Here is a 14,581-nt window from a genome sequence, read left to right as displayed (position 1 = left end):
CGTGACCGTCACCGCCGCGAGCCTGTCCGAGAACGCCCTGGGAATCCGCCTCCTCAACCAGGCCAAGAAGACCTACCCCAGCATCTCCAAGAGCTGGGTCGACACCGGCTTCAAGAACGCCTTCGTCGAACACGGAGCCAGCCTCGGCATCGACGTCGAAGTCGTTCACCGCAAGTCCGACATCCCGGGATTCCACGTGGTCAAAAGGCGGTGGGTAGTCGAACGGAGTCTGGGATGGGTCATGCTCAGGCGACGCCTCGCCCGCGACTACGAGACCCTCCCGGCCAGCTCCGAAGCCATGATCCACATCGCCTCGATCGACAATCTCGCCAAGCGCATAACGGACGAGACCACACCAACCTGGCGAGGTACGTACTAGTAGTACTTCGTTAGGTTCGGGTTGGCGGTCGGGTTTCCCGCGTTAATCTCCGTGCCGGAATGGGTTGTTGACAGGTGCGGCAGATGCCGGTCCAGCAGCCCAGCAGGTCCTGGATCTGATCAAGGACCTGGTAGAAGGTCAGGCCGGCGCTGGTTCTTTTGGGTCGAGTCGTCGCAAGGTGAGGAAGGCGTGGGCGGCGGTGACGAGGGTGACGTGGTGGTGCCAGCCGCGCCAGGTCCGGCCCTCGAAGTGGTCCAGGCCCAGGCCGTGCTTCATCTCGCGGTAGTCGTGCTCGATCCGCCAGCGCATCTTGGCCAGGCGGACCAGGTGCCGCAGCGGCGTGGAGGCGGGCAGGCTTGTCAGCCAGTACTCGGTCGGGGCCTGCTCGCGGGCGGGCCACTCACTGACCAGCGTGAGTGGGGGCAGGACTCCGTCCCAGGCGGCCGGGCCGCCGGCCTCGGCCATCGCCAGAGTGCGGGCCGCGCGACCTGCCGGCCGTACGGTGAGGGCTCGAAAGCGGGAGCGCATCGGGCCCCTGGAGCCGTGCCGCCAGGTGGATCGACGGAAGGCCGTGCGGCCTCCGATGGTGGCCAGAGCCTGCATCGAGGAGGCCGTGGTCCGGTAGCGGGACGCGGGTTTGCGGCCGTTCCCGCTCCAATCGGGCGCGATGGGGACCGCGTCGCCGGGCTGTGCGGACTCGTCGGAGCGGACGGCGAGGACGAAGTCCAGGCCTCGGTCCGCGAGGCCTTGGCGGAACGCGGTGATCTGGCCGTAGCCGGCGTCGGCGACGATCGTCTGCGGCTCAAGGCCCCAGGCGATCGCCTCGTCGATCAGGTCCAGCGCGAGCCGCCACTTCTCCCGGTGTTCGACCTGCTCGGGTACCCCCGCGCGGGTTCGTCGTTCGGCGTCGGCGGCCCACTCGGCGGGCACGAACAGGCGCCAGGAGATGGGGACGGAGGCGGAGTCCGAGGCAGCGTGCAACGTGACCGCGACCTGGCAGTTCGACTGCTTCCCCAGGGCTCCGCACCACTGTCGGGCCACTGCGACCGACATCCGCCCGTCCTTGGGGAAGGACACGTCGTCGATCACCCAGACCTCGGGAGCGACCTGCGGCACCGTCTTGAGCGCCACGGCCCGCAGCACCGCCGCGTGATCCCACGGCGACTGGTTCACGAACTGCTGCAAGGCTTGCATGTCGCCATCCGGCAGCCGCTCCGCCATCGGCTGGATCGACTTGCGGCGGCCGTCCAGCATCAGCCCGCGCAGATAGCAATCACCCCAGCCGCGGGTGTCCCGCCGCGAAACCGTGGCGAACACCTCGGACACGAACCCCGCCAACTCGACACGGAGTTGCTCGATCTCCCCCAAGTCCACGAAACACAGAATGCCCGACCCTCAGCAGCGTGATCAAGCAGAGTTAACGAAGTACTACTAGGGCATCAAGGACAAACTACTCACACGAGACGCCCTCTAAAGATCCTAACAGAAGCTGCTACCAGCGTGACTGCGGGCTGTGGTGCTCGTTGATCGGTGCGTGGGGAAGAGGGTGTCTCGTCCGTGGGTCGTGTCGGACGAACTGTGGGGACTGATCGAGCCGTTGCTGCCTCCGGAGCCGCCGAAGCTGAAGCCGGGGCGTCCTCGGGTGCCGGACCGGCAGGCCTTGTGTGGGATCCTGTTCGTGCTGCACATCGGCATCCAGTGGGAGTACCTGCCGCAGGAGCTCGGCTTCGGCTCGGGCATGACCTGCTGGCGGCGGCTGGCGGCGTGGAACGAGGCCGGCGTGTGGGACCGGCTCCATCTGGTCCTGCTGCGAAAACTGCGGTCCGCCGGGCAGCTGGACTGGTCCAGGGCGGTGATCGACTCCAGCCAAGTCCGGGCCGCCCGACGCGGCCCAAAAGCGGACCGAGCCCGGTCGACCGCGCTCGACCGGGCAGCAAGCACCATGTCCTCGTCGATGGCCAGGGCATCCCACTCGCGGTGTCACTGACCGGCGGAAACCGCAACGACGTCACCCAGCTGCTGCCCCTGCTCGCGAAGGTCTACGCCGTGGCGGGCCTCGTGGGCCGGCCACGGCGCAGACCAGATGTCCTGCTCGCCGACCGGGGCTACGACCACGACAAATACCGGCGCCTGGTGTGGAAGCAGGGAATCAAACCGGTGATCGCCCGCCGCGGAGTACCCCACGGATCAGGTCTTGGCGTCCACCGCTGGGTCGTCGAGCGCACCATCGCCTGGCTCCACGGCTTCCGCCGGCTTCGCGTCCGCTGGGAGCGACGCGACGACATTCACGAGGCCTTCCTCGGCCTCGCCACCTGCCTCATCACCCACCGACACGTCCAACGCCTTTGTTAGGACCTTTAAGAGCACGGTCTGGTTGGCAGTCTGCACCGCATCGCGGCAGAGACCCTCTCATCGACGCAGGCTCCTGTCAGTCCGCTGAAGGCAGCGAAGCCGAAAACGGCCTGTCGTCAGACGCACTGAGCGAGCCTGACAAGAAGGCTGCGCAGAGGAAACTCGAAGCGAAGCCCGTGGCATCTCCCAACGACTGGCCCTGCGATTCAGCCCATAGGGCGGTTGCCCAGTACGTCGGCGAGGGTGACGGGGCGGGGCTGTTCGGGCGGTCGCTCAGCGGCGTGCGAGGCGGAGCGGCCGGTGGCCGCGGATGTACTCCTCCTTGGAAGAGTCTGGGGACGGTCGCAGAGTAGGCCTGTGTCCGCAGTACGGGCCGGGAACCCACGGCCCGCTCACCGCATCTCCGTCCCCGGGCAAGCGAGGCGGCGCTCGAACCGGAGGGCGGAAGTGTCCGAAGGACGAATAAACACCGGCGAGTTCGGGATATAGTCGGTGCACTTCGCGCCTGTGGGCGCGTGCCGCCCTACCTGGCCACCGCCTCGGGCGAACCGGGCCGCCGCCCGGACCACAGAGGATGCACCCGGCACTGGTTCTGGCCCTTCTCGTGTCCAGCGGTCTGCCCGGAGACATCGCGCGGTGGGATGCCTCTGCTCCCGGCAGACCCGATCGGACACGCATGACCGCCAACCGCACCCACCGCACGCGCCTGGCCAAGACCCTCGCCAAGAACAGGTCGATGCCCTACCAGAAGGCGCTGGCGCACATCGTCGCCTGCGGTGACGCAGGCATCCTCCCGCCCCGGCTCGACCAGGACGGCATGAACCGGGCCTTGATCGTCCTGGAGCGGCACCTGGACACGCCGGCCCCCGTTCCCGTACCCGCGTCGCACGACCGTCCGGTCAATGAACCGGCCGCCGCACCGGCGAAGACACTGCTGTCGAAGGACCCGCGGTGCGTCGCGCTGGCGAAGGCACTCCTGCCCGTTCTGGAATCCACCTGCCCCGAGGGAGCCGGTGGCTACGGCGGCTCCCTGCAAGTCAACCTGTCACCGGCCGATGCCGAGGCCCTGGGCGGTGTCCCGTTCATCCGTGCCGCGCTGCGCAGCGCGGCCCGCCGACTGGGCTGGCGCGTGCAGACCCTGGGACACGAGAGCGAGCACGTCGCGGTGGTGATCATCCTGGACAAGCGGGAGGCCCCGGCCGAGTTCGCCGCAGCGCTGGAGAAGTACCGCCGCAGGATGGACAGGGAAGCCGCGGATCGGGTGTCCGCGGTCTTCGACGGGAGGGACCCGCGCGAGCTCGGGCCCAGTCCGGTCGCCCGCCAGACCGCGCTGTTCTGGGCGGCGGTGGTGGAACCCTCCACGAAGACCCCGGTGGCAGCAGCCGGCGCCGTCATACATCCGACGGTATGAACTCCGGGCGGTAGGGCGCGGCTGATGTGCCGCGCCCTGCCGGCGGGCCGTCACCGTCCTTCGATGCACGAGGAAGAGCTGGGAGAACAGAAGTGAAGCGCGAACGCGGCACCAGGCTGCTGACCGACATGATCGACCGGCTGGAGGGCGGGCAATGGCCGCTGGGCCTGGTCGACGAGGTCTACGTCTCCGGGTCCTACGCGCGTGGCGCCCTGGAACCCAAGGACATCGACGTGGTCGTCGAGCACGGCACCGACAAGCGATGGCTCAACGAATCCCTTCACGCCTCCTGCTACGGCAAGGACTCCTACACGTCCATGAAGCAGGGCCTGCGGGGCAACACCCGGGGGATCTCTTTCCAGTTCCGCGGCCGGGACTCCCTCACCGCCGAGGGCTTCCCGCTCACCCTCCTGTGGCGCCGCGGCGAGCCGTTCGACCTCGCCCGGCAACGGCTGGCAGCGCTCACGCCGGATCCCGACGCCGGCAGCGCCCCGCGCGACCACATGCTCCCGGCCTTCGCCAGCATCGAGGACCTGGTGCCCCGGCCCGCCCGCATCGAACTCCACACCCGGCACACCAAGGGCGAGATCACCATCGCCCTGCTGACCCTGGAAGACGGCCGGCCCGGCGATCCGCGCACCACCCGGCACATCGAGCGGCGCTGGCTCGACACCAGCCCCCTGCGCAGGGCCGCGTTCGCGGCCTCGTCCTTCCTCGAGAATCGCGGCGGTGACCTGTCGACCGTCGTCCTCCACGGCAAGAGACTGCAGCGAGTGGCAGCCGAGGAGACTTGCTTTGTCGACCTGGGCTGGCACTACTTCCAGTTCATGTCCCGCTACCTGGACGACGGGCAGGCATGGCTGGAGGTCCCCAACCCCCACCGCACGAAGACTCTGCGCGCCCTGCTCATCGAACCGGCCAACCGCTGACCTCCCGCCTCGGCCGGTGCTCGCACGGGTGAGAACGGATCTTCAGGGAACGAGATGGTTCGCCCGTTGCTCGCGATCCACCAGATCCGACGAAACGGTACAGGTGGGCAGCCGCCGCATCGGCTGGTGTTGAGCCATCCGGAAGTCCTGCCAGAACTTTACGTCCGCGCGGTCCTCAAATACTGCCAGAACTTTACGCGGCGGGTACGTTGGATGGGTGCACCGAGCCGATCCCGACTTCGACGCGGACGCGCTCACACGCCGCCGCCAGGTCGCCGCAATAAGCATCGAAGAGCTGGCGTCGGCCGTCGGCGTCAGCCGCCAGAGCGTCTCCGCCTACGAGAACGGCCGCAGCACCCCTGGCCCCAACATCCTGGTCAGACTCGCCACGGCACTGAGCTGCGCCCCGCGCGATCTGATGCGAACTCAGCACACCCGTCCGACCTTCGCGGGCCTGCGCCGATCCGCTGGCCTCACCCAGCGGCAGATGGCCGTGGAACTGGCCCCGTTCCTCGGCAAGGACAGCTCCGCCGAACATGCACGCCATCGGCTGCATCAGCTGGAAGCCGGCATCACGCCTAGGGAGTGGCGGCAGGACCCGTCCCTCGGGGCGCAGGCGGTCCAGGCTTTGGCAGACCTGGCGCCGGGGTGGGACCGCACCGAGATCGCCCGTCTGCTCCGGTGCCCTGCCGCCGGGCAGCGCTCTGACACCAGCCCTGGCCGATCAGAGCCCGTGCCGGAACCGCAGCAGCAGCGCCACACCGGAGCGCAGAGCAGCGAACCGCCCCGCGGGTCTGCGGCGGCCCGCGCATGGAACGACCTGAACGACCGGCAGCGCCTCTATCTCGTCGCCGTCTACCGGGAGGACCAGGCGGCACAAGCCAAGGCGCAGGCCGTACGGGCGGCATTCGGCGACCCCGGTCCGGCCCAGGAATGGCGGAAGCTGCCGTTCACGATCAAGGCAGCCCCAGCACTGACCGGCTACACCGCCCTGCAGGACAGACTCCGGGAGGACAATGCCCTGGACGCCGGCGCCGGGTCGACACTGGCCGCTCTCCACCGCCGCGAGCTGATCGACATGTCCGAGGACCAGGTGGAGGTGTTCCCGCTCGGCGGGGCCACCAGGGTCTTGGTGTCACTGACCCGGGCCGGCCGGGCCTGCGCGCGGGCAGGGCTCGATGAACAGCGGCCCGCCACCACACCGAAGGACATGCTGTCGGAGTGGCTGTGGAAGAACCTGGTGAAGGTCGCATCGGCCGGCCCCGACGGTCTCGCGGAGGACGGGCTGTGGGGCAAGTCGAAGTTCTACCTCGGCACCGGCTTTCGGCCGGGCCGCAAAGCGGTGAGCCGGGGCTACATCGACTCCGTTCCTGTGCGCGACGGTGGCGGCCCGCAGTCCTACGTCGTGGAGTACCGGTGGCGCCTCACCGACGCCGGGCGGGCCCACATCGCCCAGTACGTGGACGGGTACCGAGAGCTGTACCCGGACGTCGAACTCGGCTATTTCGCACAGGACATGTAGGTCTATCACCCGAATGGGTATCAAATCGAAGATATGCCGGTCACGTTCGGGGTGAGCCGTAGAGTGACCCCGATGACCACGATCCGTACCGCCGATCACATGGCGATCCGGAACAGTGTGATGAGGGCCGCGTCCGTCGCGGCCGCCGCGCTGACCGACGCCGACAGCGACCCAGAACATCGCCTGCGTGCCCTCATGGAAGGCCACGGCCGGGTCCTGACCGCCCGCGGCCCTGGGCAGCCGATGACGTTCGACCAGTTCCAGCAACTCCTCCTCGGCGACCTGGCGGCACTGCTGCCCAGCGGAGTGCCGGCCGAGGAGATGGACGGGCTGCGGCTGATCGACGAGGACAACGAGTTCGACCCGGACATGTTCGACCTCGACGTCGAGCAGCGCATGGTCCTGCAAGCCCTGCGCCGTGCCGGATACCGGGGCCAGACGGTGGGCGTCGACGCCCTGGACCAAGAACTCGACCAGACCCGGGCACACCGGCAGATGACCAGCACGGACAGCCAGGACGACTATGTTGCGTGGCGGTCAGCGCTGATTGAGGAGCCCGCCGGTTCCGTGCGGGACCTGCGGATGCTGAACCTGCCCGCGACGCTCACCGAGTTCTACCAGCCGATCCCCTTCGACGCGACGTACGACCGGTGGTGGTTCCGCTGCCCGGTGTGCCGCTGGCCGATGAAGATCACCGTGCACGGCACGAACAACCGCCGCACCGGCCAGGTCCGCTGTTTCCACCGCCCGCACGTCGAAGCCGGCGCCTCGTACGAGTTCAAGATCCCCGCAGAGGGCAGCATGCCCCACCTGAACCCGGTGTCGACCGTGACCCCGGCACGAGGCAACGCCGCTGTGCTGGCCTGCGACCCGAAGCCGCCCACCCCCGAGCCGATCCTCACCGACGGGCACAAGGCACTTGTGCGCGGAGTGTGGCGCTGCACGACGATCCCCGGCCTCCCGGAACTGGGACTGTTCAAGGCACTGTCCGTTCCACACGTTCGCGACAAGGGAGTCACCGCCCACCTGTGGCCCGTCCTGGACTCCTACGACCTGCTGGTCGCCGTTCCCGACGGAAACGGCGGCTGCACCGAGTTCCGCGTGGACGTGAAGGACTACACCTACGCGACACTCCTCGCCGACAAGATCAACGCCGACGGCGGCGACAGCGGCGGCGCGCAGTGGCTCGTCGTCCCCGACAGCCGTGAGAAATCGGTCTCGATGCTCGACGCGGTGTGCCGCCAGTACGGCATGCGGGCACTCACTGCAGGGGACTTCGGCGCGATGGTGTGCGAGATGGTGGGGGAGCAGTGGACCAGCTGAGCAAAGCCCTCGGGTCCGCCTGGTGCGCACTCGCGCTGGCCGCGTACTACTTCCCCCAGAAGGACGATGAAGGCCGGCTCGCCGCCTCCTTCCAGGACGCGTACTTCTTCTTCACTGGGCACCTGGACCTGTGGGACCAGTGGCGGATCATCGACCACGCGGAGCGCCAGCGGATTTCCGCGGTCCTGCGCCACGCCCGCCAGGACTTCGAAAGCCTCGGTGCGTTCACCCACTACATGCGCGGCCTCCTGACCGAGGAAGCCGCGGCCGAGACCCGCACCAGCCCGTTCCTTGCCGTTGGCGACCCGGCCCGGGCGACCATGGTCGTCCCCCGGATTGGTGACGACATCCTCGCGTTCGTCGACCGCACAATCCAGCGCCTGCGCAGGCACGACCGGCCCCGACGCCCCTTCCCGCCCGCCGGGCCCGGCGACTATGCCACCCGCGAGACCTACATCGCTGGCCGGGGCCTGACCAAGGGCCGTGTGCGGATCAACGCCACCGCCACCTTCGAGTCCGGCGCCGACGCGGGCCGCCTGCCCGACGCCGCCACCATCCCCTACCGGCCCTGCCTCGAGCTGCAGGTCAAGGCCCTGCTGCGGCACGCCAAGGCCATCGACAAGGCCCGCTACCCCAAGAAGTCCGAAGCCAAGAACCGGTACCTGTACAAGACACTCAAGACCCTGTTCGAACAGCTCCAGTATGACGAAGCCGGCCAGATCGACATCCTGTCGATCACGGCCGGACCGGTCGAGGTGTTCAATGCCCCCACCGGCACGGGGAAAAGCGTCCTGGTCCGCGTCGCGGCCTCATGGTGCGCCATCCAGGACATCCCCCTGGCGATCATTCTGCCCAACGTCGAGGCGACCCTCTCCGCGACCTGGGACATCAACGGCGACCTGCAAGCTCTCGGCCGCCCGGAACTCGCCGCACCGATGATGTCGCCCTCACGCCTCCACGAGCGGGCCATGAAGGTCGCCGCCCGGATCCAAGGCCCCTTCCTCACCCAGCCCCGCAAGACCATGTGGAAACTCGGACAGCTCTCCTACGGCTGCGCCCTGCCGGTGGAAAGCACCCACCCCTACCCGCCGGGCCTGGAGAGCTGCAATCACCTGCTGCCCTTCCCGCCGCAGACCGGAAGGAAATCCTGCCCGTGGCAGCCCACGTGCGGGAAGTTCGAGCAGTACCGCGCCGCCTGCGAGCGGCCGATCGTGATCACCAACCATCACTTCTTCATGCTTGGCCGGTTTCCCATCGGCGTCGTCCTGGACGGCCGGCAGACCGGCGACCTGTCCGTCGCGAAGTTCCTGCTGCGTACCAGGACTGGTGTCGTCATCGACGAGGTCGACCAGTTCATGTCCTCCGCGGTCGATGCCTGCTCCAGCGAGATCATCCTCGACTCGCGCAAGAACAAGGACATCCCGCTGCTCAAGCTCCACGAAGCGGTCCGTGGCATGTCGTCGGGCACCGTGAAAGAGCTCAGCCCCACCCTGCTCCACGCCCGCTACCTGACGGAGTTCCTTCTCGCGTCCCTGTGCAGCGGCGACCTCAGGCTCCGCTATTACAACGGCCGCTCGGAAGCCTCCGACCAGCCCCAGGCAAACAGCAGCATGTGGCACCTGGCGGGGTCGAGGGACAGGCGCCTGATTTGCCTGCTCTTCCCCGAGCTGGACATCCCGAACGAGAAGGAAGTCCCCCTCGAGCTGTTCGCCACTCTGAACGCGATCCATCCGCCGGACCCGGCCAGGATCGGCAACGAACCCGCCGAGTACGACACCGTCCCCGTTCTCCTGGACCCGGACCTGCAAGACGCCCAGAACCTCCTGGGCAGGCTTCTGGCCTCCCGCGGAACAGACTTGCTCTCCATTGTCCGCACCGAGCTCCACGCCGTCCTGGAAGAGCGGATCCCTGATGCGCACCAGCGCAGCGAGACGATCGAGCTCCTCATCATCCGGGTCTGGCTCACCGAACTCGACCGTACCCTGGACGTCCTTCGCAACGCCACGGAGAACCTGCGCTCCGTGGGCCTGCCGTCCGCACAGGACATCGCCGCCAAGCTCGGCCCCGGCATCGGCTCGGACGTCATCCGCCACGGTGCCCTCGGGCGCGGCATCTACGGCTACCGGGTCACAGGCCTCGACGACCCCGACAAATCAGCGGAACTCACCACCCAGAGCCTTTCCGGGGATCCGCACACCTACACCGCCCAGCTCGGCAGCATCGTGGCGCTGGTCCTGGCTGGCATGGAACGCCCCGTGCTAGGTCTCTCCGCGACCGCGTACTTCCCCGAGGCAGTGCGCGAGCATATCCGCTCCCGGGTGAAGTGGTGGATGACCGACGCCGCAGAGGACAGCATCCGGGCGAAACCGCACATGCTGCGAAACGCCCTGAACCAGCCGATCCAGATCTCAGGCCTGCCCCAGCACCTCAAGCACTCGGCGATCACGGAGATGGGCCGGCGCCTGTACGAGGACGTCATCCACGACGAGCTGGAACGCCTCGCGGTGGACGACGAGGACCGGGCCCATGACGCGGTCGTCCTGAACTCCTACGAGCACTGCCGGTACATGGCCATCGGCATGTACGGGTCCGGCCGGTACCAGGACGGCAAGCACCGGGTGTGCGTCGCCGTTCCACCCGACAGGTACCGGCGGGCGGAGCTGCAAAAGCGCCTGCCGCTACCGCCGGGGATCATCGAGCTGACACCGGACGAGTTCGAGGACTTCCCCAACCGGGGGGAGATCCTGATCGTGCCGATGGCCAGGATCGCCCGTGGGCTGAACATCGTGATCGGCATCCGCTCGGCGATCACCTCGGTGTACCTGTGCACCAGGCCCCTCGCGCTGATGACCGATCCGGCGGAGTTGTACGCGTCGGTGAACGCGGCGGGGCTGAACGCGGTCAGTGGGCCGTCCGCGGCACCGGTGGAGCTGCTGCAGCGGACACGGGAAGCGGCATGGGCCCGGCTGCACCTGATCATGCGATCCGCACCCGGGTTCGTGAACACCCACCGTGACCTGCAGAAGGAGATCGTCGCCGGAATGATCATCGACATGATCCAGCTGGCCGGCCGTGCCCGGCGCGGCGGTACGGACATGACTCTCCACCTGGTCGACCACGCGTTCCAGGAGGACTCCTGGCAGGCGGACCTCCGCTCGATCCTGCGCCGCATCCACCGGGACTGGACTCCCCAGGTGGCGCGGAGGATGAACGACATCTACCGCGAGGCGCTGTCCACGTTCCTCGCCTATGCCGGCATCGACACGACCGAAGGCCGCTGATGCCACGTCAAGTGCCCACAGACGCGTAAGGGAGAACGCCCCGCATGACATCCGAGTCACCCGACCGATTCCGGTGCGATTTCGCAACGATCCGCTGCACCCCCGAGCTGCTCAACGAGACCCTGGGCGAATCGTCGGTGGTGGTCCGCGAGTTCGACGAGGAGACTTCGAAGTTGTGGAGCCGCTTCGAGGAGACCTACCGCGGGCGCAGAGGCAAGGATGAGGTTCAGGCACCGTACTCGGTCGTCTCCACGGTCCTGAGGGCCATGTATGGCGGCTATGTCCACTTCGACCCGAAGAACCGCGTCCTGGCCAGTATGGAACCGATTGATGACGTCGACCTGCTGCATGTGATCACGTTGATGTCACGCAGGGCGCTCGGCACCCCGATGGATAACATCGGCCTGGACAACCCGCCCAAACTCGCCGAGCTCATGGCCAAGGCACCAGGCAGAACCCTCAAACTCGCCGACCACCTCAAGCGGGAGGGCAACGCCCAGCCCGATGCCGAAAGCTGGGTCTACCGGACGGTGACGTGGGAACTGGCCCGGTTCCTGGCAAACGAGACATGGAACGTCGACGGTCAGAAGGTCACCTTTCGGGCGGACAGCACCGGCGGTCTGGTCTCCCTGGCCAATCCGTGGGCCAACGAGACGGCAACAGCGTTCGCTGTCCCGCGCGTGCGCCTCACGATGAAGACGATGGAGCACGTCAGCGATCCGCTGATCCTGGTCTCGTCGCAGGCGACGCGGATCAAGGACAGACTGGCGTTCGCCCGCAAGGTGCTCGTCCCGCAGGCCGATCCGGCGCTGCCGCTTCTGGAAGTGGAGCTCGACGGACGAGGGAAGGTCCGCTACATCAACGCCATGGCGCTGTCGGTGCTGGCCAAAATGCAGATGGACAACACCCCACTGCGCGTGATCCACCAGCGCTCCGAACAGGAGAGGAACGCTTACGAAGCGGCAACGCGCACTGAGGTGTCCGAGCTGGCACCGATCGACCTGCTGAAGGCCCCTGCCGACTCGCCCGCCGACCTGTCCGCCGGCCTGAACGGTGACCTCTTCCCGATCCAGAGCAAGACCTTCAAGTTCCCGATCGGCCGCGGCGTCGGCATGCACCACATGCGCGAGCTCGACAAACACATCCGGACAGTCCTCGGGGACGGCACCAAGCCGCTGGCAGCTCACAAGACGGCGCTGAGTGGCTTCAAACGGCCGAACCCGAAGGAACCCGTTTCCTGCGCCGACGACGTCGTGCGGTCAGTGAAGTCGATGAGCTACGAGCGCCTGCGGCTCGTATGTCTGTGGGACCGGGACGAGAATCGGCTGCGGATGGTCAGCGCCCTCGCGCAGGCCTACGGCATCGATGTCTTCGACCCGGTGGACGGCAAACTGGTCCCGCTGCACGGCGACACGGTCAGCGCGGTGTTCTGGCGAGCCCCAGAGTTCCTCGGCCATGGGCCGGCAGAAGGCCGCGCCGCCCTCGCCCGGCAGATGGAGGTCCTGCGTCGTGACATGTCGACACTCGTCGGCGTCTGGGCGGAGACCGACCACGAGAGCGTGACGGGGGAGGACCAGACCGAGGAAGAGGCTGAGCAGAAGCTCACCGCGAAGGAGAAGCGGGCTTCCACGAAGAAGGCCCAGGAGGAGGACGGCAAGCACCTGTCCCACCGGGTCCTGGCCACGTTCGGCCTGAACGTCCAGTACACGAGCGCTCTCAAGCGGGCCAAGCCCGCCAAGACGGACAAGAAGGAACGCGACCACCAGGCACTCATGTCGCTGCAGGACCTCTACCGCAGCCTGGGGATCATCGACCGGCGCATCGACGCGGTCATGCGGGACAAGATCGGCCGTCACAAGCCCACCGGCGTCGCACGCTGCGGCATCCACGTACGCCGCCAGTCCAAGCGACCGGGCGAGAAGCAGGCGAAGATCTGCATCACCGCATCGGTGATGGTCCCGCCCACGCACCCGGACGAGGCGTGGACATTGCACGGCTGGTCCTACACGGCCCCCAGGTGGCAGCCCTACGACCGGGCGCAGCCCGCCTTCCACGCCCTGGATTACCCGGAAGGAAAGCTCACTGCGTTCGTCGACGACAATGCCGGCTACAAGAAGGTCGCCGCCGAGATTGACCAGGCACTGTCCGACCTGTCCGACTACCTGGGCCACATGCCGTACACCGTGACGGTGGACGCGGTCGCCACCCGGCGCCTGTGGGAGGGCCTGCACAACAGGCGGCAGAGCGAGGACAGCGGCGACTCCACAACGTGGCTGCCGGGCAGCACACTTCCCGCGAAGGACCGCCCGATCGGCATCGTCCGGATCAACGTCGACATGAACGAGATGCCACGCCCGGTCGGTATCAGCCGCATCGACACCGAAGGACAGGTCATCGCCTTCCAGAAGCGGACCGACATGCTGTTCGAGGTCGCCACAGACCTCGGGACGCCGACATGGGTACTGGTCACGACGCCCCACCAGTTCGACGGCAACGGTGCGGGACGCCTCGGTGAGGACAAGACCCGGTGGACCGCCAACCACGGAGTCAAGCCGGACAAGAAGAACGGCATCAAGGGCGAGAAGAACGAGGTCGCCAAGAACTGGTACACCATGACCGCCACAGGCATCTACCCAGTGGCCTTGGCGGACGGTGTCGAGGGCGAGCACCTCGTGAACGCGACAGCCCGGATGGCGACCCACCCGCTGGCATGGGGCAACCGGACGAAGTATCCGATCGAACTTCACGCCGCGGTGCAGATGGACAAGGACCATCCGCAATACCGGCGCACGGCACCGGACCAGGACAGCGACCTCGGTGATCCGGCCGACGAAGACGGCGAGGGCGAGCAGTAGGAATGGCTTCACGGAGGCCTCGATCGACTGGGGCAGTGCGGCGGGCAGTCCTGGAAATTACACGGAATTCGTTGTCAATTTCATGCGACCGGGGGGGATGAAATGGGTCCGGAGGAATGTAGGGCAAAAAAGAGAAAGTCGCCCGTGCTCTTCAGAGGTGCTGGATGCGCGATGGTTTGGTTATTGGTGTCCTACGGCTACTAGTGTCAGAAATTGGCCCGAGGGATGACCTTGGAGCCATGGCATTCGGCGTAGTTGGGTGCATGCATGATGCTTTTGATATGTCATTGGGTGAGGCGAAGCGAATCTTGCGGTGGCATGCCATCGGAGGGGACCTCTCGGACGCGGAGATCGAACAGCGGATCGGTACTCTAGTGCCTCGCGAACTAGACTCCTGATACCTGTTTCTCCTTCTGAGGGAAGAGTGTGGGCCGCGCGGGGGTTTGGGCCCGGGCCACCACCGTTTTTGGCGCGACCCCGCCCGGGCGGCGGGGGGGCGGGGGGGGGGCCGGTACGGGGCGCGGAGGTG

At 67.4% G+C, this 14,581-nt stretch carries 8 protein-coding genes and 1 pseudogene; 8 read left to right on the top strand and 1 reads right to left on the bottom strand.

All coding sequences use genetic code 11. The annotated features are described in order from the left end of the window. Positions 1-379, top strand: a 379-nt coding sequence (locus tag ACFC1F_RS30665; protein WP_376163154.1) for a transposase, incomplete at its 5' end; no start/stop codon positions are given. Positions 380-517: 138 nt separating this feature from the next. Here ACFC1F_RS30665 and ACFC1F_RS30660 read toward each other — a convergent pair. Continuing rightward, positions 518-1,753: an IS701 family transposase gene (locus ACFC1F_RS30660; protein ID WP_376163152.1), complete on the bottom strand. Its 1,236-nt coding sequence runs from the start codon at positions 1,751-1,753 to the stop codon at positions 518-520. Positions 1,754-1,892: 139 nt separating this feature from the next. On the opposite strand from ACFC1F_RS30660, the pseudogene ACFC1F_RS30655 reads away from it, so the two are divergent. The 7 genes and pseudogenes from ACFC1F_RS30655 (at position 1,893) to ACFC1F_RS30625 (ending at position 14,052) form a co-directional block, all read left to right on the top strand. Beyond that, positions 1,893-2,731 (top strand): annotated as a pseudogene (locus ACFC1F_RS30655) (IS5 family transposase). Between the two features lie 676 nt (positions 2,732-3,407). Next, positions 3,408-4,142 carry a hypothetical protein gene (locus ACFC1F_RS30650; RefSeq protein WP_376163150.1) on the top strand — a complete coding sequence of 245 codons (735 nt, stop codon included), beginning with the start codon at positions 3,408-3,410 and terminating at the stop codon, positions 4,140-4,142. Between the two features lie 92 nt (positions 4,143-4,234). Next, positions 4,235-5,071 carry a hypothetical protein gene (locus tag ACFC1F_RS30645; RefSeq protein WP_376163148.1) on the top strand — a complete coding sequence of 279 codons (837 nt, stop codon included), beginning with the start codon at positions 4,235-4,237 and terminating at the stop codon, positions 5,069-5,071. Between the two features lie 217 nt (positions 5,072-5,288). Then, the gene (locus tag ACFC1F_RS30640) at positions 5,289-6,593 is read left to right on the top strand and encodes a helix-turn-helix domain-containing protein (protein ID WP_376163146.1); all 1,305 of its coding nucleotides are present in this window, start codon (positions 5,289-5,291) and stop codon (positions 6,591-6,593) included. A 33-nt stretch (positions 6,594-6,626) separates the two neighbouring features. Then, positions 6,627-7,916, top strand: a complete 1,290-nt coding sequence (locus ACFC1F_RS30635) for a hypothetical protein (RefSeq protein ID WP_376163144.1) — start codon at positions 6,627-6,629, stop codon at positions 7,914-7,916. After that, positions 7,904-11,197 (top strand): hypothetical protein, encoded by a 3,294-nt coding sequence (locus ACFC1F_RS30630; protein ID WP_376163142.1) that lies wholly within the window; start codon positions 7,904-7,906, stop codon positions 11,195-11,197. The genes ACFC1F_RS30635 and ACFC1F_RS30630 overlap by 13 nt, the downstream gene beginning before the upstream one ends. Before the next feature lie 44 nt (positions 11,198-11,241). After that, positions 11,242-14,052 (top strand): RNaseH domain-containing protein, encoded by a 2,811-nt coding sequence (locus tag ACFC1F_RS30625; protein WP_376163140.1) that lies wholly within the window; start codon positions 11,242-11,244, stop codon positions 14,050-14,052. Positions 14,053-14,581: the final 529 nt, after the last annotated feature.

Source organism: Kitasatospora sp. NPDC056181 (genome assembly GCF_042266225.1).
GTDB lineage: Bacteria > Actinomycetota > Actinomycetes > Streptomycetales > Streptomycetaceae > Kitasatospora.
This window is presented reverse-complemented; position numbering and strand designations above follow the sequence as displayed.

Bases quoted from the DNA above. Each gene is read 5' to 3' on its own strand.
- ACFC1F_RS30635 (WP_376163144.1), top strand. From the start codon at position 6,627: ATGCCGGTCACGTTCGGGGTGAGCCGTAGAGTGACCCCGATGACCACG.
- ACFC1F_RS30650 (WP_376163150.1), top strand. From the start codon at position 3,408: ATGACCGCCAACCGCACCCACCGCACGCGCCTGGCCAAGACCCTCGCC.
- ACFC1F_RS30625 (WP_376163140.1), top strand. From the start codon at position 11,242: ATGACATCCGAGTCACCCGACCGATTCCGGTGCGATTTCGCAACGATC.